The organism is Flavobacterium praedii (assembly GCF_026810365.1).
Lineage (GTDB): Bacteria > Bacteroidota > Bacteroidia > Flavobacteriales > Flavobacteriaceae > Flavobacterium > Flavobacterium praedii.
This window is the reverse complement of sequence record NZ_CP113948.1, coordinates 562002-587549: the sequence shown is the minus strand read 5'-3', so window position 1 is coordinate 587549 and position 25548 is coordinate 562002. Positions and strand designations below refer to the sequence as shown.

Sequence of the window (25548 nt, the reverse complement as noted above, 5' to 3'; positions counted from 1 at the left end):
CTTATTCTTATTTAGTAGTTACTCCTGCTGTGCTGCAGCTAACTACTTGTTTTTTTAATACTGCTTTTTTACTCGGTTCTATTTTTAAGCTTTTCCTTCCGGTGTGGGATTGTTTGCTAGAAACACTTACTTCATTAACTTTCAGCTGTGCTTTAAAGTCAAAATGAGATTGTTTGGCACAGGCAATAGAGTCATAATCCTCAAAACCATCCGAGGCCAGCTCACTGTATTTAGTATTGGAAGCAACTGCAACCGGAAAACGATTGTTGTACCCATACAAAGCCGCAGAATAACGGTTTAAAGCATCTTTGTTTTCCACTTCTTGCCCGTAAGGATTGTATTGGGTAACTTGAGAAGCAAACGTCCATCGTTTATAGTTATCGACCGTAATCCCCCATTTGCCTCCTGTAAGTATGTAAAATGGTGCAAAATCGGCAAAATATCCTGTTTTACGAGGTGTCGGGTCTACAGTGTAGTTTCTTCCTGTTAGGTATGCATAGGACTTGTTGGCTCTCCAGTTCCCTAGTATGTTATAGAGATACGGGTTGTAGGAACGCTTGATAATGTCCTCTTGCTCGTCCAGACTATTGTCTTTTTCGTATTCAAATTGTAATTTACCATCTTTTCCAAAAAACATTCTAGGTAAATTACACTCGCATTGCGAAGGCCACATGTCATTGTACTCAATCGCAGAAGCATTTACAATTCGATCACTCGCAGAGGTAGAGAAGAAAGGATTCCCTCCTATATTTTCTTTGACAGTAGTAATTTTATTATTGGCATCATAATTATACAAAGGATTACGCATAGAAGTAACACTCGCCATCGAAGCCATTTGCAGGTTGCGATGACCGGAACGAATTACTTTTATGGTTCCTGTATTAACAATATTACCTTTAACCAATAATCCATCTTTATCCAACAACTGGAAAGTAGCTGCATTTACTTTTACTACCCAAGCTTTAAGTGCGTTTTTAGTTCTGCCATCAGTTCCAATACCGCTTAAATAAACTTCGTCACCATCAATTAAGTAATCCGATGCTTTGTAATCTCCAGCTCCAGTAAACTGATACTGATTGTTTCCTGTTTTGGCAACGTTCCATTCCAGACCAATATTCTTGGCTGCCTGACTCATTCCGTCATAACTCCAATAGGCCGGAAAATTAAAATTAAAATATTTATCATTGTATTCATTCACCGTTTCGGTAAGCAATACATCTCCAGTTTCGGCATCCCAAGCCAGGTTTTTGGTTGAAACTTTTGACCCTAGATCATAAGCCACTTTCTCCGAAAGGATTCCTGAAGTGTGAATCACCTTTGTGGTTACAGCAGTACGTATCTGATTCTCACTTTTAGAAAAACTAGGCAATGGCACAAAAACTATTACAAAAATTAAAAACAAAGGCAATCCCGCTGTATTATAATGAATTCCAGCTGTTGTAGTTGTGGATTTATTTTCTCTAAAATCATTAATCACATCATAGTCGACACCTACTAATCTCTTAGAAATTGCACCTTTAGAATCGACAGTTTGTATGGTATTGTCTAACAAGCCTTGATTTAGATTTCCACTTTTGACAACAGTATTATAGTTGTAGTCAACACCTGATATTGCTTCTTTTTGTCCTTCACCATATACTCGCTGACTTTTCATTTTACCATCCATATCATTGGTGTGAATAGAATACCCTTGCGACAAAGTAATCTGATTTCTAACATATAAATTCAATATGCTGGCAAGTGATGTTGATTGCTTATGACCTCCAGATAATACTGTTCGATCCACAATAGTTGGAAATTCATTAGCCGTATAAAACTCCGTTACAACTGTACCCGTTGCATGTTTTTTTACAATTAATGGATTTGTCGCATTTTCTGTATTATTTCTGGACAAATTACTAACTGCCACCCTGCTGTAAGTAACTTTTGGAGAAGGGAAAAAGGATTCACCAAACGGTTCTTCAACATAATTATCTGTATCTGGACCTAGTAACAATTCAGGTTTATTAACATCGTATGAAGGTTTTACAAATGGATTTTCCTTACAGCCTAGAGGCTCGTAAGTAGCTACCCCAGAAGATTTCTCTGTAGGATTTCCCTCTTTATCAACTGTATTATAGGAATACTGCTGTCCATAAAACTGTTTATAATTAGTATCGTTATCATGGCCTGTCATTACATCCCATTGATCATGAATACTTATCTCTTTTACTCTGCTGCCTCCGCCCAATTTCTTAGCATCAGGCTGCATTAAGCGAATCCATGATTTACCAGTTACAAATTTACTGGCAATTCCGGTCTGTTCTAATTTACCATTTGGACTCTTGAAAATATCAAGCAATGCAGGTAACCAACCAATAAGCTCTGTTACAACTCCTTTTAAATTATTCGTATCTTCTTCATTGTGCATGCTGTAAACTAACCTGTTCAAATTATGCCTTCCAAAATTCCAACCTGCTTTGATTATTGGGTTTACATCATGACTTTTAGAATTAAAACCATCGCCTTTATCTACATATTCAAGAGGTATGGCAACATATTGTTTTCCATTAATTTCTTTAAAGTCATAATCACTCATTTTCTTATTTAACCTCATATAACCTGTAACATAATCGTATTTATCAGTGCCATTAATTCCAGGCAGAGGATTAGGATTCACCATATTAAGCATAAATCGAAAATAAAGAGGATTACTTTCGTCACCAATAGATTTTAAATATTGATCGCGAAAAATTTCTGAGATAGATTTATTACTATTGGATGACTTATCTACAATTTTATGATCTAATTCTACATAAATGTATTTACCTAAACTTTTCAATGTGCTTTTTTCAGTATTACTAATATTTGCAGCAATAAGTCCCTCTTTGGTTCCACTTCCCACAACTTTAAACATTTGCATAGCATCTTTATTCTGTACCTTTCCATAATCATCCGATTCATAATTTAATTCCATTTGACCACCTGATGGCAAATGAATCGATTTTAGCAACCAAGCTGAAGTGTATTGATCTGTTTTTGCTTTGTCTTTTTGATCTACAAAAGGATATTCGGCATTGGATAGCGGAGCTGTAGTAGCCAGTCCAACATTTTCATCAACTGGTTTGTAATTTCCCCAAACATCATAAGCCTTCATATCATAATCAGGATTGAATCCGTAATTAAAAACATAGGGAGTAAATTTTCCCATGCTCGAATTTTTATAGGTAAAATAAATTTTGCTTAATGTTAACTTTCCTTTCTGTCCTGCATCCTTAGCATCGGTACTTGCGCTTTTACTATTATTATCAATCCCCTGACAAAGACTATAATTATATTCAAAATGTGCTTCTTTTATTGGAATTGCTTGTTCGCCTTTGGCTACATATTCAGGTTTTGAATACAAAGAGATTTTGTCTAATTTATACATCTTAGAATCAGCACTTAATCCTCCATTCTCTCCTTTCACTCCATATCCATCATTTCTTTCTGAAAGATGAAAGATAGCAATATGGGTTTTAGTAACAATTTTTTTAATGTATAGCAATTCTTTTTCGCCATATTGATAATTCCCTTTATTATCTTTTTTGCTAGAGCGTAATCCTTCATCAAAATTGGCTTTATTTTCCTCAAAAGGAACTCTCCATTTATAAGTATGGTCTCTATCTGCCGATTTGTTTTCATATTCAAATTTGGTAAAAGTGCCTAAGTCATCATCTGATGGGCCATCCCCTTTTAAATCCTGATAATCTGATGATAAAACTGATGTTAACAAATAAGTGTGCGCATAAGCTGGAGTGGTTATTCTGTTAAAATATTGATCTCCATCTTTTCGGTTTTTTGCAGAATTATCATTATTAGGAGTATAGCTCACTAAACCTTTTTTAGAATCAACATTTCCATATTGATTATTTTTATCGCTAATATCAAATGTTGTTTCTTTTTTTATTGAGTTATAAGCTGCTCTACCATAAATATAGCGTTCGCCTCCTTCTTTTGTAATTCTTATTTCAGCAGTGTGATTGTCTTTGGCAAAATCACTAAACTGGGTCTTGAATCCAAATTTTTTAGCTTCTGCTTTGGTCAATTTTTCAATAGATTGATTTCTGGACAACCTTTCTTTTCGAACTACCTGATTAATACTAGCAATTTCCGCTTTATTTGTAGAATATTTTGAATTTGTTTTTAAATTAAAACCCTTTCCAACTATACCTAGTTTTATTGGATTGTAATTTCCTAAATCAGTATTGAATAAACTTAACTCCTTATCCGTATGAAAACCTCCAATATTTTTAAAAAAGACTTTTTCGTAATCTGGTCTGTTATTTTTCTTCTTTTCTTTAAATCGTTCTAAAGCAGGATTTGAATTATTCCATATCGAAGTACTGCTTTTACCAATAGTCACAGTAGCATCAAATCCCCAATGGACTCCACCCCCAGCTCCAATCTCAACACCCAAATTTCCTCCAGAGCTGCCATCTGTTGTCTCATTATCATAGACATACCCTACTTGTGATTTATATGGGCGATACATTCCCGACACCCCTTGCCCTTGAATATTATACAAATCATAAGTATTGTTTGTTATAGGCAAGGAAGTAGTGTTTTTATTAAACGTTCTGTCCTTTTCTCTGTTAAAATCCAAAATAGCAGATTTCCCAGCATTATAAGTGTTTTCAAAACCATAGGCTTTTTCAACTTTATATTTCTCAGAATCTTTAATTCCCTGACTTGTTCTGTAACCTGAAAATTTTAATCCTGGCTCAATACCCCAAATTTCTCCTTCTAAATTTAAATTAAACATAAAATTAGAAGACACCATACCTAAACGTTTAGTTGGAGTATAAGAAGCGTCAATAAAAGAAAGAGAACCTCCCATTGAAAATGATGAATCACCAATTTTTGATTCAGCCGTACCAATAACTTTTCTCGCTTTTTCGTCCTTGCGCGTTCTTGAAACTGACATTGTCATTGCTTCAACACCCTTTCTACTATTGTAACTTACACCCGCACTTGCATTTAATACATTTTCTTTTTTAGCATTATCCTCATTTTTATTATTAAGCGTAGCACTTGGCGATACCGAAACTCCTTCTGAAGCAGATGATGTCAAATCCATGCCTACATTTAAATTATCAGAAACTTGATAACTTAGTCCCCCATTTACAGAAGTCCCAAAACCGTCGTAGTTATTGTATTTGATACCCATACCAACACTAATTTGTCCTTTAGGGTTCTTAATTTTATTATTCTCCTTAACACCAAATGCCGCCAAAAACACGTTAGCATTAGCTCCAATTGTCACATTTGGTTTCAAACTATTTTCATAAATCATTTCATCCCCGTTAAAATCGTCAGGGAGTCCTCTAAGCTGTCTTGATATTTGTCCTACATTAAGATCCCAACCCAATCCAACCCATGAAGCTTCTTGATCCATAGATACACCAGAACTATAGGCTAGGTTCAATGGATAACCGCCCACATCCATAATAGGAATATTGTAATTCAAATCACCACTAGCCAAATCTACCATATCCGAGGTTCCTATAGGTGTGAAGGACTCAAACTCTGGCTGTGAAGGCCCACCAGTCAATGCATAGATTTGCATGGGCTGGAATGTTTCTAAAAGAATCATCATAGCTAAATAAATAGCGACTGTTTTTCTAAACTTACTTTTTTTTACTTTTTGGATCATAAGGCTATAGGGGTAAAAGGATCTTTGAATTTAAATTTTAATGTTCCCTTTCTAAAAAGGTAATCATTGTAAATCAATTGTATTTTGTCGTTGGGATCTATTCCTGAGAAAAATAATAGTACTTTTTGAAAGGGTGCAATTTTATAATTGCGTTCAAAATTTACACCGGAACAGCGGATTGTATCTTTTTTGGAAGTTACCACATAGAAATCTTTATCAAGACCAAAAGACATGTACTTTACAGATGCAGTGTAATCCATCCCTGTAAAATCTTTTCCTAATAAATCTTTCTCTTCATCTTGTTGAAAAGTGAATTCTATAACACGCTCTCTTTTATTTTCTTCATAAAGAGAATCGATATGTTGGAGATTTTCACTCCCTAAATCTTTTAATAAATAATATTGAATGGGAACTTCAGTTGCAGTAAAACCGATATCATCCACCACTTGCGTATAGGATCGGGATTTCCAACCGATTTTTTCAAGGTTGAAATAACGATCCCTAATTTCAGAATCTTGTTGATTGTTTTTTGGTTCTTTTTTACAAGAAATAAGAAGAAAAATAAAAAAAATAAAAACTAACGTATTAAAGACCCTCATACTTTTTGTTTAAATAGGTAAGAAGATCATTGGTAACATCAATTTTTTCATCTGCAAACAATACCGCTTGTTTGTTGTCAGACCCAACTACTAATTGATAGTTTTTATCTTTGGAAAATTCAGCAGTGTAGCTTTTAATTCTTGACCAAATTTTAGTCGTTTGCTCAGCAGCAAAAGTTTGATTGAACTGTTCCAATTCTTCTTTTCCTTGAATGAATTGTTGCATCAGTTCTTTTTTTTCGGAAGCAGAAATTGTAGGAGACTGTAAATTGGAATACAAATTATCCAAAACTAATTTTCTTGAATTAAATTCTTTTTCTCCTACTCTTTTCATCTCTTTTGTCATTACAAAACCGTCAAACAATTTCACAGTATCAACATAGACGATTTCTTTATTCGATTTGAAAAAATAAAAAAGCAAGAAAATAGCTAACACACTTATTAATAAGGTGTTAACCACAAACTGAGGGGTAGGTTTATATTTAAGCACAAATAACTTGTTAATTTTTGAATTGCAAAAATAGAATTATTTAAGAATTTACAACCAAAAAAAAATAAAATTTTAGAATAAATACGAAAATAAACATAAAACAAACCAATAAACACATTTTTAGCAAAAAAAGGTATGTTAAAAAAAATATTTAACGACAAATTAAATTAACAAGTAATATTCATGTTATAGAAAACAACTTCAACGTAATTTTAAAAAAATAACACTATTTTATTTTCATTTTTAAACAATCAGTATTTTATAAAAATAACAGTTGCAAAATTTAAAAGAATACTATTGAAAAACTCTTTTAAATTTTTAATGTCAAAAACTATTCTTGCTTTCCAAATAAAATAAATTAATTTAGCCGTTCAATTTTTAAATAAATGAATAAATTTCTACTTTTTTTTGTAATCCTTACAACATACAATATTGGTTATTCACAAGAGAAGCCTCTTTGGGAAATAGTAAATAATACAACCAATTCTTCCAATCAAAAAATATTAAAAAAAGCTGAAGTAGACAAAAATTCACTTTATACCCTAAATGAAACAGACTTTAAGCAAAGAATGTTTCGTCTTCAAAGCAAATCGAATATAAACGAAATAATAAAAATATCAATACCAAACAGTAATGGAACAATAGAAGAGTTTGCTGTAAAAGAGTCGTCCAATTTTGCTCCCGAATTACAAGCGCTATACCCTGACATTCGAGCTTACTCTGGAAATGGAATTACAGATCCAAATGCTTCTATAAGTTTTAGCATTTCTCCATTAGGAATACAAACTATTGTTATGAGGGGAGATGGTGGTTCAGAATTTATTGAACCTTTGACCAAAGACAAATCAATTTATGTCCTTTCGACTTCAAAAAATACAAGCAAAGGAAATTTATCTTTATGGTGCAGAACTTCGGATCTTGGGTTGAATAAAGGTTTTATAAAAAAAGCCTATAAATTAAAATCAAATAATGGTGTTTTTAAAACCATGCGTTTGGCATTGTCCTGTACTGGAGAGTATGCAAACTATTTTGGAGGAACAGTAACGGGAGCTTTAGCTGGAATGAATGCTACCATGACAAGAGTAAATGCAGTTTTCAATAAAGATTTAGCATTAAAATTAGAACTAATCGCCAATACAAATTTGATTATATACACCAATTCCAATACAGATCCCTATTCTAATGAAGCGGAAGGATTAAATACCATTTCTGGTTGTACAGGAGACTGTCCAGGAACTTGGAACAATGAAGTGCAAAGTACAATTACAAGCATAATTGGAGAAGGAAACTATGACATCGGTCATTTATTTGCTGCCTCTGGAGGAGGAGGAGATGCCGGTTGTATTGGTTGTATTTGCAGTCCAACTACCAAGACAATTTCAACACCTGCTTATACCAAAGGAAAAGGAAGCGCCTATACCTCACCTGCCGATTCCAAACCTGAAGGTAGTACATTTGACATAGACTATGTTGCTCACGAAATGGGACATCAACTAGGCGCAAACCATACCTTTTCATACGATGTGGAAGGCACTGGAGTAAGTGTCGAACCTGGTAGTGGGTCTACTATTATGGGGTATGCAGGAATCACTGATTATGATGTTCAAAATCATTCTGATGATTATTTTGGATATGCTAGCATATTGCAAATACAAGAGAATCTGGCGACAAAGTCCTGTCCAACAACTACTATATTAGTCAATCAAACACCAACCATTAATGCAGGCATGGATTACACCATTCCAGCAAATACACCTTTCATTTTAAAAGGAACAGGATCAGATCCAAATGGAAATACCTTGTCTTATTGTTGGGAACAATATGATTCTGCCACCAATCAAACAGGTTCAAATAGCATTGCCTATGCTGCAAAAACCAATGGCCCACTTTTTAGATCTACCGCACCAAGTAGTTCGGCTAATCGGTATATGCCAGCTTTAGACAAAGTCCTGCTTGGCCAATTGACTACAACCTGGGAGTCAGTTTCTTCAATAGACAGAACATTAAACTTCTCTTTAACAGGAAGAGATAATGCGCCTTTGGGTTTAGCACAAACCAATACCGATGCAATGGTAGTAACAGTAATCGCTAATACAGGTCCTTTTGCAATTACCTCACAAAACAATCCAGGCACCAATTGGACATCAGGCACTATAGAAACTATAAACTGGACTGTAAACAACACTAATACTTTATCTGGTTCTACCAATGTAAATATCAAACTTTCAACCGATGGTGGTTTGACTTTCCCAATAATTTTAGTTTCCAATACACCAAATGATGGTTCTGAACAAATCATAGTACCCGAAATTAGTGCAACAGATTGTAGAATTTTAATAGAACCTACATCAAATATCTATTATGCTGTTAATAGTCAAACTTTTTTAATTAAAAATTCAATTGCATCTTCTTGTAATTCATACTTATTTACGACTCCTTTTGCAATACCAGAGTCTGAAGCTTATAGTTCATTATCAGTTGACGTACCCACATCTACAGAGAATGTGGCTGATATAAATGTAGAAATAAAACTTAACCACCCTTATTTACCAGATGTTCAAATAGAATTGGTTAATCCTCAAGGAGTAGTTGTTAAATTGTTTGATAGTTTTTGTGGCGCTTCAAATAACAAGTTATTTCTAAATTTTGATGATTCTGGAATTCCTCTTTCTTGCACTAATTCAACTTTACAAACAGTTACTCCTGCTCAATCGTTAAGTGCTTTTAATAATATCAATCCAGAGGGTAAGTGGACATTAAGAGTAAGAGATGCATTTGCAGGGGATAATGGAGTATTAGAATCTGCATCATTAAAAATCTGCATAAAATCAAATTCTTTAGTGGCTACAAATTTTGAAATCGATAATTTTAATTTATACCCAAATCCAAATAAAGGAAATTTTAATATCCAGTTTACGAGCACTAGTACAAATGATATAAAACTTTCCATTTACGATTTATTGGGAAGACAAATTTTTTATAAAAATTATAAAAACGAATCAAATTTTAACAAAAACATTGACTTGAGTAAAATTAAAACTGGTATATATATATTGGAATTAACTGATGGAGATAAAAAAACCGTAAAAAAATTAGTAATTGAATACTAATTGAGAATCCAATGCTATTAACCTAAAAATGCTGAAAAAAAACAAAAATAATTGAAACTAAAATAATATTTAGACTACAATAATTTTTGAAAAACAATTTATAAAATACTATCTTGTGCCCATTATTAAACTTAATCTGCTTTGAAAACAAAACTGTCTTTATCTCCACTTTACTTTTTTATTACTTTTTTACTAGTATCGTTTTCAGACCCTTATTCAATAAAACGAATCAGTGATCAAGATTATAGATATGAATTCTATGTTACAAACAAAACTACAACACCGAAAGCAAATAAAGTATATTATTGGTTTAAAGGCGGTGCAATTCACAGCGCGCAAGGTGATTTTGGAGGAGACTTACTAAATGAGGTTTTTTTAAAAACGTATCATAGTAATCAAATCGCCGAAAAAGGAAACTTTAAAAATGGCTTAAAAGTAGGCATTTGGAAAACTTGGCATCCCAATGGTTCACTAGAAAGCACTCAAAAATGGAGCAGAGGACTACGAACAGGCATGTATAACAAATATGACAAAAACGGACTTATTGAAGAAAGCGGTTGTTATAAAAATGACAAAAAACAAGGGAAATGGTATGATTTTGTAAAAAAGGACACTGTTAATTTTAACAATGGTGTACCAGCATTGAAAAAACAAAAAACATCGAAATTAGACAAGTTAACACTAAAACTTCAAGAGTTAAAAGACGAGCAAAATAAAAAAACAGCAATCGAATCTGAAAAAGCAAAAATCAAGCAAGCAAAAACTGCTGAGAAAGAATATATAAAAGCACAAGAATTAGCATTAGAAAAAGAAAAAGCAAGTGCTAAGATGCGTAAAAAAGAAGCCAATAAGGCTGAAAAAGCAACAAAATTAACAGCAAAAGCTACTAAAAAAGCCTTAAAAGAAGATGAAAAGAACAAAAAAGCATTAGATAAAGCAAACAATGAAGCCAATATAAACTCTGGTGCTACACCTAAAAAAGAAAATTTATTTAATCGCTATTATAATAAATTATTTAAAAAGAAAACAAGCAAATAAAAAGAAATGGTCAAGGCTCACAGTTTACTATATGCTATTTATATTTGCCTTATTGTCTCAATAATATGCGGTGCCTTATTGTTTTTTACAAATTTATACGGACAACTCAATCTATACTATAATCTTCAGGAAGAATTATACATCAATAATCAATCTATTGTAAATCTTGCCTTAGAGAATAAAGAGACATTACAAGAACCCATTCAAGATGAAAAATCAGGTATTATAGGAAGCTACGCAACAAAACCTTATGGTCTGTTAAATCTTTTGTTGGTGAAATCAGAAACAAATAAAGACACCGTTCAGTCTGCACATTTTATCGGACTTTACACCAAAGACAAATCAGCATTGTTTTTAACCAATTTCTCTAAATCACTTACATATACCGGTACCGTAAGATTGATTGGAGACAATTCACTCCCATCAACCTATATCGAAACTGCTTATATTAACAATAGACCCAATCAACTTATAATCGATGGAAAAAATACTATTTCTGAAAATCAACTTCCAGAGATCAATCCTGATTTTAAGAAAATATTCTATGGAATACGAGCTATAAAAACAAATTTATCTGATGTTGAAAAACCAAAAGATTCTTTATACTTCAACTCTTTTTTTAATACAACTAAAGAAATTTATCTAAACTCCATTGTTTCGAATGTAATTTTTAAAGGCAATTTTATTATACGCTCCAAAGATTCTTTACATATTAAAAAAAATACCGTTTTAGAAGATGTAATATTGATTGCACCAAAAATAACATTTGAAGCTGGATTTAAGGGAACCGTTCAAGCTTTTGCATCTGAAAGAATAGAATTGGAACAAAATGTTATTTTAAACTACCCTTCTGTACTATGCATTTACAACGAAACTGGGGATGACAGCAAAATAAAAATAAAAAAAGAGTGCAAAATAACTGGTGCTGTTGTTCTATTTGGCAACACAAATGAAATGATAGACAAAAATAGTATAGAGATAGATGAAGAAGGATTGCTATTTGGCGACATTTATTGCACGGGAAAATTATTTTTAAAAAGTAAAGTTTACGGTTCTGTTTATACCAATCGTTTATTTTACAAAACGGAATCTGCATCCTATGACAATACTATTTCGGATATAGAAATTAATGCTAAAAAAAGACCAAACTATTTTATTTCAATTCCAATATTTGATTCAAAAAATGTATCTCATGGCATCATTAAAAAAGTATTATAGTTTAAGAGCAAATTCTATATTGGAATCAGTCATTGCTTTGACTATTATTTCAATATGTTTTTATTTCACAATACTGATTTTTGCAACAGTTTTTACACCAAGAACATCTGCAAAATTCTATAATACCCAAAATAAAGTAAATGAATTATTCTTTTTATCACAAATAAAAAATGACTCCTTACTAAATGAAAACGAAAATGAAAATTTATCAGTTGAAGAAGAATACATTAATGAAAACCTAAAAAAAACAACCATCCGCTTTAAAGACAGCGCACAGTTTGAGTTTGAAAAAAGTTTTTATATTCAAAATAATCATGAATAACAGAAAAATGACATCTGCTTTTTCTATAGTAGAGGCTATTGTCGGAATGGCTATAACCGCTATCATTATGAGCATAATATTTGTGGTTTTTTCTATTGTAACAGAAAGAATGATGGATTACAAAAATCAGAATGAATCAATCTGTGATTTAAATAGATTGACTTATAGTGTCAACAAAGATATTTTTGAAAACGAAAAAATGACTGTTATTGACAATGAAATTACATTTAAAGGTTATTCTGGAGAAAACATAAAATATAGTTTTCTTGAAGACTATACTTTGAGAAATAATGAAATATTCATAGATACATTTAAAATTAAGCTTAATCAAATACATATTGATACTGTAAAAAGTAAATCGGAACAATTTGTTTTTCAAAAATTGAAATTCAATATAGAAATAAATGAAAACAAAATGGACTTAAAATTCTATAAGCGCATTTATGCAAATGAATTATTATTAAAAGAAAACAACGAAAAATGAGTCTTGATTTAAGTACATATAAACCTGCAAAATCTAAAAAAAAACCAATTAAAATTGAAAGTATTAATCTTCAGTTTTCAAAATCACTTTCAGATAAACAAAAAGAAGTATTTTACAGAGAGTTGAGTATGCTTTTAAAATCGGGAGTCGATTTTAAAAAAGCATTAGAAATATTAGGCAACCAGTCTTCCAATAAATTTGAAAAAGAAATAATCATTGAATTAAAGAACAAGGTTGTAGAAGGAAGAAGCATTTATGAATCAATAAAAGAAACAAATCAATTTTCACCTTACGAATATTACAGCATTCAAATAGGAGAAGAAACCCGTAAACTAGAAGAAGTTTTAGCCGAATTACAAAAATATTTCAACAGAAAAATCCAAATGAAAAGGCAAATTATCTCTGTGTTGACCTATCCAGCGATTGTAATGCTGGTTACCTTTTTGGTGCTTTATTTTATGCTCAATAAAGTAGTGCCAATGTTCAGTTCTGTTTTCAGACAATTTGGAAGTGAATTACCACAAAGCACTCAAATCATTATAAAATTATCAAATCATTCAGGAGCAATTTTTACGGTCGTATTAGCCATTATAATTGGGCTAATCGCTACACATACTTTACTTAAAAAAGATCAAAATTACCGAGCATTTACAACAAAAATAATTTTGAGAACACCCTATTTTGGAAATTTAATTCGAAAAATTTATATATCCCGCTTTTGCCAAGCTATGAATTTATTAATTACATCTAAAACAACATTAATAAATTCTTTGACATTAACCGCAAAAATGATAGGCTTCTATCCTATTGAAGTTGCTATTGAAGAAATAAAAGAAGATATAACAAGAGGAGCTTCCTTACATGAAAGTTTAAAAAAACACAATGTATTCGAGAATAAAATGGTTTCTATGGTTGAAGTAGCTGAACAAGTGAATCAACTTGAAACTATGTTTGAAAGGTTAACAGAACAATATAATGAGGAAATTAGCCATCAAACAAAGATGATAGGTGTTATTTTGGAACCTATGATCATTATAGTAATTGGAGTGATTGTTGGAGTAATAATGGTCTCTATGTATGCCCCAATGTTTGATTTAAGTAAAATAATAAATAAATAACAATAATTTCATTACTATTTGTATTTTTGCGACTTTTGGAATTAACAATTTTTAACGAATAAAATAACATAAAGATGTTGAATAATATTAAAAAATACTTTCAAAACACCAAAACAACAATGGTTAAAGCCTACTCTTTAACTGAAATTTTGATTGTTTTATGTATCATTGGTATACTACTCTTAATGGTATTACCCAATCAAACCTCAGTTATTGGTCAAGCAAAAGCGATTGAGGCTCAAGCGATGTTAAATCAAGTTTATGGCCTAGAAAAAAGCCATTTTTATAGACATTCAAAATATTCAAGTAACCTAGAAGAGCTTGGTTTCGAACCAGAACTTACCGTTGACGAAGGCGGTCAAGCGGTATATAAAATTGAAATAGTAGAAGCTTCAAATGATTCCTTTTTGGCTCGAGCAACAGCAACCTCAGATTTGGATGGAGATGGAGCTTTAAACACTTGGGAAATTGATAGTAAAAAAATGTTAACAGAAGTAACAAAAGAATAAATTGGATATAATTTTTATAGGTTTATTACTTTGTCTACTTGTTCTGTTTTTTCAAGATTGGAAATACAGAGCAATTCATGTGGTTTTGCCTATACTTATTTTCTTGTCATCCTATTTTATAATAAAACAAGAAAATAAACTTTCAAATAAAATCATGATTCTAAACTTATGCTTTTTTCTAATAACTCTAAGCATATTAACCCTTTATATGAGTTTAAAAAACAAATGCTTTTTAAATCCTTTTGAGAACTATTTTGGTTTAGGTGATTTGTTATTTTACATCAGCATTGCTCCTTTATTCAATCTTAAAAACTACGTTCTCTTTTTTATACTTTCAATGATTTTTGCCATTTGTTTACAATTTACATTGAGAAAAAAAATGAAACACAATACGGTACCTTTAGCAGGATTTTCGGCATTATTTTTATTCATAATTCTTGCAATGGATGGTTTATTAAGCATCCCGAAAATCTCTTTAATATAATGCAGACTATAATAGTTCATCCGGAAAATCAGCATATTTTGTCCAATGACATAGCAAATCAGTATAGAGTATTGCCAAAAACTGTATCTGATTCTTGTTTAGAACTTTATATAGATGAATCGAATAACAATCTGGATACCAAAGAAGAATTAGAACTTTTTATTGGAAAAAACATATCCTTAATCTCATTTGATTCATCAGAAATTGAAAAAGCATTATCCATTTATTATCGCAAAGAACGGCTTACTGGTTCAAGTAAATCCATTAATGTAGACAAAGGTGATTTCCTTGAAAATTTATTGGGAGAAGCAAAATCTCTAAAATGCAGTGATATTCATTTTGAAATTTATGAAGATTCATCCAGAATTCGGTTTAGAATTGATGGCCAGTTAATCGAGCGATATAAAGTTGAAAAAGACAATTATCTGGAATTAGTCAACAAAGTAAAGATAAAAGCTAAGCTTAACATTACCGAAAAACGTTTGCCACAAGATGGAAGAATCACTAATGACTCATTTGACATTAGGGTCTCTATTTTACCCACTTTATTTGGCGAAAAAATAGTTATGCGTTTGTTAGGACAAGATGCCTCAAATATCGATTTGAATACTCTTGGTCTTCAGCAAGAAGAATTACAAAACTATTTAGAAGCCGTAAAAAAACCGAATGGAATTATTTTAATAAGTGGCCCAACTGGATCTGGAAAAACAACCACACTGTACGCTACTCTCAGATTGCTCAATGACAGCAAGAGAAACATTGTTACAGTAGAAGATCCAATTGAATATACATTAAAAGGAATCAATCAGGTTCAATTAAAAGAAGATATCGGACTTACTTTTTCAACTGCTTTAAAATCGTTTTTGCGACAAGATCCAGATGTCATTATGCTTGGAGAAATTCGAGATTCAGAAACAGCATTGATGGCAATTAGAGCATCTTTAACGGGACATTTAGTATTATCGACCATTCATACGAATTCAGCAATTGGAACTATATCAAGACTAATAGACATGGGAGTTCCATCTTATTTGATAGCAGAGACTTTAAACCTGTCGGTAGCACAACGATTGATAAGAAAGCTATGCAATGATTGCAAGAAAGAAGTTAAGTGCAACAAAAGTGATTTCCCAAGTAATTTCCAATTTCCTTATGAAGTTACTAGTTACTATAAAGCTGTAGGTTGCAATAAATGCTATCATACAGGTTATAAAGGCCGAACAGCTATTTATGAAGTTTTACCAATTGAAAATACTATCGTTGAAGCCATAAAAAACAATACAATATCAAAACAATATAACACTAGCGATAATTACAAATCATTGTCTGAAAAGGCATTTGATATCTTATCAAAAGGAGAAACAGCACTAGAAGAAATTTATTCTATTTTAATAAACATATAAATGTTCAAACAAATAATTTACGTTCTAATTGGTTTATTTTTTACAAATACTATTATTGCGCAACAAGATATAAATGAATTAGTTAAAAATTTTGATGCAATGTCAGCGCAGAATAAAGGGCTTGACGAATCAATAAAAATAGATATAAATGGCCTTACACTCCATGACTTTATTTCTACTATCGCAGAAGATCATCAATTAAATGTTGATGTGGATCAGAGTCTAACTCAAATGGTATCTAATAATTTTTTTGATGTAAAAGTTAAAGATGTTTTTATACATTTAGTTCAAAAATACGATCTCGAAGTAACTTTTAGAAATAACATTATTATTTTCAACAAAAGAATTGAAAAAGTTATTGTCCAAAAAAAATCAGCAAAAATAATTGATGTTACTTACAATCCACTAAATGATTTCTTATCTGTTAAATTAGAAAATGACACTTTATCGTCCGTTATTAAAACAATTATAGACAAAACAAGTAAAAATTTGATTTTGGCTCCAACGATCAGAAACATAACCGTTTCCTCTTATATACTAAATCGCCCTTTTGACCAAGTAATACAAATGATTGCAAAATCAAATGATTTAATAGTAACAAAAGATGATGATGGAATTTATTATATCGAAAAAAACAATGTAGAATCATCCATAAATTCAACTAGTAACAATTCAAATTTAAAAGCCAAGCAACCAAAAGCTGCTGTAGGACTTCCAGGGTATTATGATGTTTTAATAAATAAAAATGGATTATTGACTGTTAAAGCATATGCAGCAGACGTAGCAGATTTAATAACTGAATCTGCAGAGAAACTAAAAATTAATTACTTTTTTTATAACAAACCAGAAAATGAAAAAATTACGCTTTCTGTAGAAAATATAACATTTGATGATCTTTTAGAACAAATTCTTGAAGGAAAAAAATACACATTCAAAAAACAAGGAGCGTTTTATTTAATTGGAGAACAAATTACTGAAGGTTTAAGAGTAACGGAACTAATACAAATGGAAAATAGATCCATAGAACTAGTTCTCGGTTCATTACCAAAAGTATTTTCCGATAAATTAGAAATAAAAGAATTTACAGAATTGAACGGATTAATAGTTTCTGGATCAAAAAATACCGTTGATGAATTAAAATTATACATAAAACAGATAGATAAAGTTGTGCCTATGGTTCAAATTGAGGTTATTATTGTCCAGTACAATAAATCGTATTCTATTCAAACTGGTATGAAGGCTGGAATAGACAAATTGAATAAAGTAGTTACTAGCGGAACAATATTCCCTACCACTGATGTAGTCGTAAATTCATCATCCATAAATAGTCTAATTGACGCCTTTAATGGTTTTGGTATTTTTAAATTAGGTAAAGTTGCAGAGTCATTTTATGCCAATTTGAAATTACTCGAAAATAATTCTATTATTAATGTAGAATCAACACCAAAAATTGCGACTATAAGCGGTCATGAGGCAAAACTTTCAATTGGCGAAACCAGTTATTATTTCGAACAAACTAATCGACTTATAAACAACAGTATTGGTAATGATGTATTAAATTCTGGTGTTTGGAAATCGACCGACGCCAATCTAAGTTTATCAATAAAGCCTTTTGTCTCAACAGATGAAAATGTAACTCTAACTATTGTTGTCGAAAAAAGTTCTTTTTTAGCTCGAGCTGGTGAAGATGCTCCTCCAGGAAAAGCAACGCAAAAATTTGAATCTCTTGTTAGGGTGAAAAATAATGAAATGATTTTATTAGGAGGATTAGATGAATTAAAAAAAGAAAATTCTGGAACCGGAACACCTGTAATTTCAAGAATACCAATCATTAAATGGTTTTTCAGTAGTCGACAAAAGGGGAAAAGCACATCAAAATTACATTTATTTATCAAACCAACTGTAGTATATTAATGATTACGATTTTATCCAAAATAATAAAAATTAACGAACTGCATGTTATAGGACTCATTAAAAACGAAAATGAAGAGTTTTATCATGTCTTAACAGTTAAAAAAAAGGGAAATAAAGTAACGATTGTTTCTATGGCTTCATTTACAGAATTTGAGGACCTTAAAAAAAACGTAGATCAAAATTTGCCGTTGCTTTTGTTGGTTGATGGGAAGGGAGTATTGAATAAAGCCATTGATTTCAATAATGAAGCAGATGTAAGTTGGTATAAAAACATTGATTTAAACTCAATATACCACACTAGCTTAAAAGGTTTAAATATTGATTTTATCAGCTTTAGCAGAAAAAATATTATAAATGACACTATATCAAAATTTGAAAAGAACAATTTTCAAATAATTGATATTTATTTGGGTTCATTTATATCAGCAATATTGATTAATTCTATAAAAAAAGAAGCTATCGTTTCTAATGATTTATTATTAGAATTCAAAAATGAAAAACTATATAACTTTGCAAAACAAGTTGATTCTACAAAAAAAGAAAATTACATCATTGGAACCGAGACAATCACCAATACATACTTGCCTCTATATGCTACAGTAATCGATTTTTTTATAAAATCTAAAGAAATTTCAAAAACAAAAATTGAGACTTTAAATACAGACGAAATTATATACAAGAAAGCTTTTAAATATTTTGGAATCTCAATTCTAGTTGGTTTCTTAATTTCGCTTTTGATAAGTTTCTTTTTAATTCAGTATTATACATCCAAAAACACAGCTCTGAATATTCAAAATATATATACCGATAAAAACTATCAACAAACATTAAATTTAGAAAAACAAAAAGAAAATAAAGAGAAAATACTGATAGAATCAGGGTTCTCATCTTCAAAATTCCTATCCTTCTATTCTTATGAAATCATTAAAATAGTTCCGCAAGATGTCTCATTAACCGTTTTAGAAATAACTCCTCTAACCAAGGAATCAAAAGCAAACCAAAAATTAATTTTTGAGTCAAACACAATAAATGTAAAAGGAGAAACTTTTAATGAATCTTCATTTAACACTTGGATGGAAAGTTTAAAAAAAATGAATTGGTTATCAAATTTTGAAATTATCAGTTTGAAAAAAGACAAAAAAAACAAATCTCAATTTGAAATAAAAATCACAATAAAAAATGTTTGAAAAATATTCATTTAAGAAAAAATTTCTAGCGTTACTCATTTTGACTTTTATAATTGCGATAACTGCATACAAAAGGTCATTTAGTACATTAATTCAAGTATTAAAAGAACATAATGCTTTGTCAGAAAAAATTGAAGATGTAAATAAAAAAGCGAATAATTCAAGCTATTTGGCTAAAGAGGTGGCTTATTTAGACAGGCTAATAGGCAAAGAAGGAGTGTCAAAAGAGGTAATACAGCAAGAAATTGTAAACTTTACAGCAAAAAGACACCCTAAAGTATCAATTAATGTATTAGAACCGATACACCTTTTTCAAGATGAAAATCATACCATTATCACAAATCAACTGGATGTTACCGGTAATACAAATCAATTATTACAATTAGGATACGATTTTGAGAAAAATTTTAGTGATTCAAGAATTGTAAATATGCATTTCTATGTCTCAAAAAAAAATAACAAAACAGATCTTTTACATTTTAAAATTATATTTCAAAATTATGAAAAAAATAAATAGAGTTTCAATAATAGCAATTGCATTAATTTTGTTTTCTTGTGATGATGTATTGGAAAAAGACATAACAAATGATATGATAGAACTTATATCCCCTAAAGATTATGAAGAGATTGAAAGTAATGTTGTTACTTTTAAATGGAATAACCTTTCCGACTCAGATAAATATCGAATACAAATTTTTAAAACTGATAAAACAAAAGTATTAGATTCATTAATAACCAAAACGAATTTAACATATCCTCTCCCACTTGGGGAATACCAATGGAGAGTAAGGGGAGAAAATTTCGCATATCAATCTTCCTATTCCCATCAAGGTGATTTTTCTGTCATCGAATCAACCGATTTAAGTAAGCAACAAATAATTTTAAAAAACCCAGTAGATAATTATTATACGAAAAGTAGCACTCTAACCTGTAATTGGGCAGCACTTACAATTGCAGATTATTACGATTTTGAATTATTAAATGTGACCAATGGAGAAACTATTGTTTTTCAAGAAACAAATATTACGAACCCAACATTTATAATAAATAGCACCAATTTAAGTGCAGAAGCTAAATATAAATGGAAAATAAAAGGAGTAAATGGAACATCTGAAACACCTTTTAGTACAAGTACATTTTCGGTTGACAGAACTAATCCCAATCAACCTAGCAATACTCTTCCCATACAAAATGCAACATTTACAACAAACCAAACAATTAATTTTAGTTGGTCAATCCTAGCCGATGTAGGTGCTATTCAATCACCTATTACGTACACTATAGAATTCGCAAACGATATTAATTTTACAACTATAGTTCAAAAAAATGACGTTTCAACAGCATCTTTTGATAAAGCTTTCACAGCATTAGGAAGTTATTATTGGAGAATTAAAGCAACCGATTTGGCTGGAAACATAAGCATCTATAGTACCCCTTTTAAATTTATAGTAAAATAAATAATTCTCAATAATCCTAATGAAAAAGAAAATTAATGTCGCTTTAATATTAATTGTTTTGACAGTATGGGGTTTAGTGGCATCAAAAACTCTAAAACAATATTTTTTTTTAGATAAAAAAATAAAACATACAAAAAATTACAATTCAAATTTAAAAATAAATCAGATAAATAAAGACACCTTTACTATCAATCATATTAATAGGGATCCTTTTTTAAACAAAGAAAGTAGAATAATTAATGCTTCGTTAGTTCAAAATACACATTTTAAAAGCATTATTATAAAAAAGAAATTAAAACCAGAAATAATTAAACATGTAGAAATTTTAAATTGGCCACTTATTTCTTACCATGGCTATATCAATTCTAAAGATCGGAAAGATGAATTATTAATATTAGTAAACATAGATAAAAAACTGTATAAACTAAAACTTAATGAGCAGTCAGAAGGCATTACGGTAAAAAAAGTTTACAAGGATTCCATCGAACTAGATTTCAATAAAGCGAGAAAAATATTTAGATTAAAATAATTTGAATTAGAAATCTAAAAACAAAAGTTTCTTTTCCAATTTTATTTTTAAACTACTTGTTTAAACTGAGAACACTTTTCTTGATCTCTTTATTTTGAAATAAAAATCACCCCTAGATCATTACAATAAAAAAAAGAAAAATACAATCACTTTATTTGTAATTTTACTATCCTATTTAATGATTGATTATGAGTAATAAAACATTTACAGAGAGTCCATTCAAAACCCTAATTTCATTTCATAAATTGATTGATAGTTTAGAGGAAATTGCGCAAACCGATGTAGATTACCGCTCTAATTATGCCAAAGCATTATTAAAAGAAATAGAACCTTTCTCCGAGTTTAGAGATGGAATTGAAGATTTAAACTTGATTAAGCAACAGGAAAAGTTAATTCACAATTTACTTGCCGACTTATTCCCGACTGCATTAACACACAATGAGATTAAAGCAATTAGCATTCCATTTCAGAATGTAACATTTAATTATACCGAAAGATTTAAAAAAATTCTTCAGCATGCAGGAATTACATTCAACATGGAGATACGTGATTTTGACAAGGATCAATTTTATATCTTTAATTGCATATTAATTCTGAATGCTTATTATGGCCAGCATTTTGACTTTTATACTCCTTTATTTTATGATATTCCAAACGCACATGGTATTATAGAGCATTATAAAATTTTGTATAATGCTGATTTTATAGAAGTTATACCTACCCAAAATGCACCTGAACTTTCCCAAGACAATATTGATCTATTGATGAATAACCATGATAATATCGCTTTATGGAAAGAGCTATTCCCGAATGAAAGTTGGATTTTAAAAGGTTTTGGTATAGTAAGCCTCATAGATGTAACAAGAGAAAATGCTATATCCAATTTAAAAAGTAATCTTTTAAAATCTGAAAAATCACAAAACAAATTGAGTATCAGCTTTGAATCTATATTTAGATCCATTTTCAAAATTCCCGATTTAAGAATTGGATTTATCATTTACAACGAAGAAGAAGAAAAATTTACAAATCCACCACATGAAGAGAAAGAGATGAAAAGTTTTATCTTAAATAATCTCGAAGAAATGGATTGTAAAAATACTATTTATGGCTGTTCATTAGAAACTATTTTAGAAGAGAAAAAACCAATAATAATCTCCGATGTTAAACAATTTTCTAAAATACCCGGAAATAAAAGACTTACGCAGCATTTAGCATTACAAAATATTCAGAGTTGTATTTTTGCACCTGTAATAAAAAACAATACTATTCTCGGAATTATTGAATTGGTTTCTGCAAAACCAAAGGAGCTCAATACTATAAATGCCACAAATCTAGATTTGATTTTACCTTATTTAATTGACACCCTTGAACGCTATAAAACTGATATGCAACATCATATCGAAGCCATTATTCAAAGAGAATATACCGCCATACATCCAAGTGTATACTGGAAATTTAGACGAGAAGCACTCAAATATTATCAAACCAGTAACCCAAATAAAGATTATATTTTTAAAGAAATCATATTCAAGGATGTCTATCCTCTTTATGGACAAATTGACATTAAAGGTTCCTCGGAACATCGAAATCAAACTGTAAAAGAAGATTTAAAAAATCAATTAACCACCTTAATAAAACTTTTTGAAGGGCAAAAAACAAATGATAGTTTCGTTTTGCTAGAACAACGTATATTCGAATTACAAACTTTTGATAAAGAACTAGAATCACCATTAAAAGCAGATACAGAACAACAAATTCAGAATTATATTGAATCTGAAATCCATCCGATCCTAAGAAATACTAAAATGGATATTGAGAGTGAAATGGTTAGACAAAACTATTTTGAAAGTTTGGACGAAAAATCGGGAATGTTCTATCATGCAAGGAAAAAGTTTGATCATACAATGTCGATAATCAACAAAAAGCTGGCTGCAATATTGGATAAAAAACAAATTGAAGCTCAACTTATCTATCCGCATTATTACGAACGCTTTAAAACTGATGGTGTAGAACACAATTTATATATTGGAGCGTCAATTGCCCCAACAAAACCATTTGACAACCTTTATTTGCATAATTTAAGATTGTGGCAACTACAAACTTTATGCGAAATGGAGATAGAACATCACCAACTCAAAGCTACTTTGCCATATCAATTGGATGTGACTTCTTTAATTCTGGTATTTAGTTCCCCTATTTCTATCCGATTTAGAATGGATGAAAAACGATTTGATGTTGATGGAACCTACAATGCCCGCTATGAAGTGGTTAAAAAACGTATTGACAAAGCCAACATAAAAGGCACCAAAGAGCGCATTACTCAAAAAGAAAAAATCACAATTGTTTATTCTCACAATGCTGAAGAAAATGAATATTTAAAATACATCAAATACCTGCAATACAAAAACTTATTAGAACCAAACATTGAACAATTTGAAATTGAAGATCTACAAGGAGTGTCTGGTTTAAGGGCCTTTAGGGTAAAAGTAATTAATAACAATCTGGAAAGTATTGCTAATAACACCACCTATCAAGATTTATTAAATGAACAAAATTAAGCGCCAACTGTTTTAAAAGCGAATACAAAAGCAATTACAGATAACACAATTCCGATCATAAAAATAGTATAGGCAATTCGTAACAATCGGTATTTTTTCTCCAAAACTATTCCCAAATAATACAAATCCTTTATCATAGAATTATACAAATATTCCCTGTCTTTCATCATCTCGTTCATAGCCCATTGATAGTCTGTCAAAGGCATTTTGTAAAAATTTCCAAAGAAAAGAAGATTCACTTTTTTGTCTTCAATATCTTTTTTTGTAAAAACCCCTTTGGTTACTTTTGGTCTTGTTGAAAGAATGGCAAAAATAATAGTGATTACACTGGACATCAACATAATAAAAGTAGGAACAACCAAATGCACATTTTTGGGACTGTCTAATTTAGGAATCAAGGTAGAGAGCGCTATCGAAATAATAATAGCGTTTACGGAGAGTAAAATATTTGCCTTACTGTCGGCAATGCCACTTAAACGGGTATGATTTCCTAAAGTTACCCGAAACAATGTGTCGATACCGCGATCTGGTTTATCTTCCTTCTCTTTTCTTTTATTGCCTTTACCTAGTTCTTCATTCATTTTTTTTATTTTTTTACGAAGTCGTTTTATATTTTTTTCTTTTAATGGTTGCCAATGTTCTATCGCATACGGTGTATAAAATTGATGAACCTTTGATAAAAAAAACTCATTTTCTAAGGCCCATTCCATATCACTAAATACTTTATTACCAACTTTCTCCCATTCTTGCCTCAAGCCTTCACATTCCAAAATATAATCCGCATTCAAGATATGATAAAAGTCCGCATCCTTTATTATTTTTTCTAAAAGTGTCTGTGGTATATATTCCTTACTAGTAGCTTTAATTAAACTGGAAACATTTGAGATGTACTCGTCTGATTTATTATTTACCTTTAAAAAATCGGTTGCAATTTCGGCACTAAATTCTTCATGATTTTCGCAACCCTTTGTATATCCCGTATCGTGAAACCAAGCAGCATTGAGTAAAATTTCTTTTTCAGAAGGAGACACTTTCTCTTCATCACACAAAACAGTAACGGCATTCACTACCCCAATTGTGTGATTCAAATTATGATAAGTATATACACTGGATAGTTTGCCTTTGATTAAATCGGTAACAAAATCCTGAACCTGATTTACAAGAGTCATACATTAATTTTTATACGTCTAAATTATGAAATTGTTTTTTGTAATTCATTTTATACTTTAGAATAAATAAAACTTTGCATAATTTTTGGTTTTTCCCCTTTTAAAGGTTTTTTATTTAAAAGCAAGATTGATTAATCAATTACCTTTAATTACTTTTACTTAATATCGTTGAAGAATTATTACGAAACTCTATATTTTGCTAAATTTAGAACAATTAAACCTTCGAACTGTTGTTAATGGATACAATCAAACAAAGGCATGACTATTGGATTTACATAAAATAGA

Annotated in this window: 19 protein-coding genes; 15 read left to right on the top strand and 4 right to left on the bottom strand. The window is 30.6% G+C overall.

Annotated features, from left to right (window positions below):
- Positions 1 to 7: 7 nt before the first annotated feature.
- The 3 genes from OYT91_RS02590 to OYT91_RS02580 are packed head-to-tail and all read right to left on the bottom strand — an operon-like array spanning position 8 to position 6763.
- The gene (locus OYT91_RS02590) at positions 8 to 5674 is read right to left on the bottom strand and encodes a hypothetical protein (RefSeq protein ID WP_281239385.1); all 5667 of its coding nucleotides are present in this window, start codon (positions 5672 to 5674) and stop codon (positions 8 to 10) included.
- Positions 5671 to 6273 (bottom strand): hypothetical protein, encoded by a 603-nt coding sequence (locus OYT91_RS02585; RefSeq protein WP_281239384.1) that lies wholly within the window; start codon positions 6271 to 6273, stop codon positions 5671 to 5673. Before OYT91_RS02585 ends, OYT91_RS02590 begins: the two co-directional genes overlap by 4 nt.
- On the bottom strand, positions 6260 to 6763 hold the full coding sequence (locus OYT91_RS02580; protein ID WP_281239383.1) for an OmpH/Skp family outer membrane protein: 504 nt from the start codon (positions 6761 to 6763) through the stop codon (positions 6260 to 6262). The genes OYT91_RS02585 and OYT91_RS02580 overlap by 14 nt, the downstream gene beginning before the upstream one ends.
- Positions 6764 to 7149: 386 nt before the next feature.
- Between OYT91_RS02580 and OYT91_RS02575 the strand changes: the two genes are divergently transcribed.
- The 15 genes from OYT91_RS02575 to OYT91_RS02505 all read left to right on the top strand — a co-directional run bounded on the left by OYT91_RS02575 (position 7150) and on the right by OYT91_RS02505 (position 24094).
- The gene (locus OYT91_RS02575) at positions 7150 to 9873 is read left to right on the top strand and encodes a zinc-dependent metalloprotease (protein WP_281239382.1); all 2724 of its coding nucleotides are present in this window, start codon (positions 7150 to 7152) and stop codon (positions 9871 to 9873) included.
- A gap of 141 nt (positions 9874 to 10014) precedes the next feature.
- On the top strand, positions 10015 to 10911 hold the full coding sequence (locus OYT91_RS02570; protein ID WP_281239381.1) for a toxin-antitoxin system YwqK family antitoxin: 897 nt from the start codon (positions 10015 to 10017) through the stop codon (positions 10909 to 10911).
- 6 nt (positions 10912 to 10917) lie between these two features.
- A complete protein-coding gene (locus tag OYT91_RS02565) occupies positions 10918 to 12129 on the top strand; it encodes a hypothetical protein (RefSeq protein ID WP_281239380.1) in 1212 nt (403 codons plus the stop codon).
- Complete coding sequence (locus OYT91_RS02560; RefSeq protein ID WP_281239379.1) at positions 12104 to 12451, top strand: hypothetical protein; 348 nt, start codon at positions 12104 to 12106, stop codon at positions 12449 to 12451. Before OYT91_RS02565 ends, OYT91_RS02560 begins: the two co-directional genes overlap by 26 nt.
- On the top strand, positions 12444 to 12935 hold the full coding sequence (locus OYT91_RS02555) for a hypothetical protein (protein ID WP_281239378.1): 492 nt from the start codon (positions 12444 to 12446) through the stop codon (positions 12933 to 12935). Before OYT91_RS02560 ends, OYT91_RS02555 begins: the two co-directional genes overlap by 8 nt.
- Positions 12932 to 14053, top strand: a complete 1122-nt coding sequence (locus tag OYT91_RS02550; protein ID WP_281239377.1) for a type II secretion system F family protein — start codon at positions 12932 to 12934, stop codon at positions 14051 to 14053. The genes OYT91_RS02555 and OYT91_RS02550 overlap by 4 nt, the downstream gene beginning before the upstream one ends.
- Positions 14054 to 14127: 74 nt before the next feature.
- Positions 14128 to 14562: a type IV pilin protein gene (locus OYT91_RS02545; RefSeq protein ID WP_264566840.1), complete on the top strand. Its 435-nt coding sequence runs from the start codon at positions 14128 to 14130 to the stop codon at positions 14560 to 14562.
- Position 14563: 1 nt separating this feature from the next.
- Positions 14564 to 15046, top strand: a complete 483-nt coding sequence (locus OYT91_RS02540) for a prepilin peptidase (protein WP_281239376.1) — start codon at positions 14564 to 14566, stop codon at positions 15044 to 15046.
- A complete protein-coding gene (locus OYT91_RS02535; RefSeq protein WP_281239375.1) occupies positions 15046 to 16449 on the top strand; it encodes a GspE/PulE family protein in 1404 nt (467 codons plus the stop codon). Before OYT91_RS02540 ends, OYT91_RS02535 begins: the two co-directional genes overlap by 1 nt.
- Entirely contained in the window at positions 16450 to 18363 is a 1914-nt protein-coding gene (locus OYT91_RS02530) for a type II secretion system protein GspD (RefSeq protein ID WP_281239374.1), read from the top strand.
- Positions 18363 to 19550 (top strand): PilN domain-containing protein, encoded by a 1188-nt coding sequence (locus OYT91_RS02525; RefSeq protein WP_281239373.1) that lies wholly within the window; start codon positions 18363 to 18365, stop codon positions 19548 to 19550. Before OYT91_RS02530 ends, OYT91_RS02525 begins: the two co-directional genes overlap by 1 nt.
- Positions 19543 to 20067 carry a hypothetical protein gene (locus OYT91_RS02520; protein WP_281239372.1) on the top strand — a complete coding sequence of 175 codons (525 nt, stop codon included), beginning with the start codon at positions 19543 to 19545 and terminating at the stop codon, positions 20065 to 20067. The genes OYT91_RS02525 and OYT91_RS02520 overlap by 8 nt, the downstream gene beginning before the upstream one ends.
- The gene (locus OYT91_RS02515) at positions 20051 to 21007 is read left to right on the top strand and encodes a fibronectin type III domain-containing protein (protein ID WP_281239371.1); all 957 of its coding nucleotides are present in this window, start codon (positions 20051 to 20053) and stop codon (positions 21005 to 21007) included. The genes OYT91_RS02520 and OYT91_RS02515 overlap by 17 nt, the downstream gene beginning before the upstream one ends.
- A 19-nt stretch (positions 21008 to 21026) precedes the next feature.
- The gene (locus OYT91_RS02510) at positions 21027 to 21536 is read left to right on the top strand and encodes a hypothetical protein (protein WP_281239370.1); all 510 of its coding nucleotides are present in this window, start codon (positions 21027 to 21029) and stop codon (positions 21534 to 21536) included.
- A gap of 188 nt (positions 21537 to 21724) precedes the next feature.
- Positions 21725 to 24094, top strand: a complete 2370-nt coding sequence (locus OYT91_RS02505) for a GAF domain-containing protein (RefSeq protein ID WP_281239369.1) — start codon at positions 21725 to 21727, stop codon at positions 24092 to 24094.
- Here the strand turns inward: OYT91_RS02505 and OYT91_RS02500 are convergent.
- Positions 24091 to 25263 carry a Pycsar system effector family protein gene (locus OYT91_RS02500; RefSeq protein WP_281239368.1) on the bottom strand — a complete coding sequence of 391 codons (1173 nt, stop codon included), beginning with the start codon at positions 25261 to 25263 and terminating at the stop codon, positions 24091 to 24093. The genes OYT91_RS02505 and OYT91_RS02500 overlap by 4 nt on opposite strands.
- Positions 25264 to 25548: the final 285 nt, after the last annotated feature.

Coding starts and splice junctions, on each gene's coding strand:
- OYT91_RS02590 (WP_281239385.1), bottom strand. CDS start 5,674: ATGATCCAAAAAGTAAAAAAAAGTAAGTTTAGAAAAACAGTCGCTATT.
- OYT91_RS02585 (WP_281239384.1), bottom strand. CDS start 6,273: ATGAGGGTCTTTAATACGTTAGTTTTTATTTTTTTTATTTTTCTTCTT.
- OYT91_RS02575 (WP_281239382.1), top strand. CDS start 7,150: ATGAATAAATTTCTACTTTTTTTTGTAATCCTTACAACATACAATATT.
- OYT91_RS02565 (WP_281239380.1), top strand. CDS start 10,918: ATGGTCAAGGCTCACAGTTTACTATATGCTATTTATATTTGCCTTATT.
- OYT91_RS02560 (WP_281239379.1), top strand. CDS start 12,104: ATGGCATCATTAAAAAAGTATTATAGTTTAAGAGCAAATTCTATATTG.
- OYT91_RS02555 (WP_281239378.1), top strand. CDS start 12,444: ATGAATAACAGAAAAATGACATCTGCTTTTTCTATAGTAGAGGCTATT.
- OYT91_RS02550 (WP_281239377.1), top strand. CDS start 12,932: ATGAGTCTTGATTTAAGTACATATAAACCTGCAAAATCTAAAAAAAAA.
- OYT91_RS02545 (WP_264566840.1), top strand. CDS start 14,128: ATGTTGAATAATATTAAAAAATACTTTCAAAACACCAAAACAACAATG.
- OYT91_RS02535 (WP_281239375.1), top strand. CDS start 15,046: ATGCAGACTATAATAGTTCATCCGGAAAATCAGCATATTTTGTCCAAT.
- OYT91_RS02530 (WP_281239374.1), top strand. CDS start 16,450: ATGTTCAAACAAATAATTTACGTTCTAATTGGTTTATTTTTTACAAAT.
- OYT91_RS02525 (WP_281239373.1), top strand. CDS start 18,363: ATGATTACGATTTTATCCAAAATAATAAAAATTAACGAACTGCATGTT.
- OYT91_RS02520 (WP_281239372.1), top strand. CDS start 19,543: ATGTTTGAAAAATATTCATTTAAGAAAAAATTTCTAGCGTTACTCATT.
- OYT91_RS02515 (WP_281239371.1), top strand. CDS start 20,051: ATGAAAAAAATAAATAGAGTTTCAATAATAGCAATTGCATTAATTTTG.
- OYT91_RS02510 (WP_281239370.1), top strand. CDS start 21,027: ATGAAAAAGAAAATTAATGTCGCTTTAATATTAATTGTTTTGACAGTA.
- OYT91_RS02505 (WP_281239369.1), top strand. CDS start 21,725: ATGAGTAATAAAACATTTACAGAGAGTCCATTCAAAACCCTAATTTCA.
- OYT91_RS02500 (WP_281239368.1), bottom strand. CDS start 25,263: ATGACTCTTGTAAATCAGGTTCAGGATTTTGTTACCGATTTAATCAAA.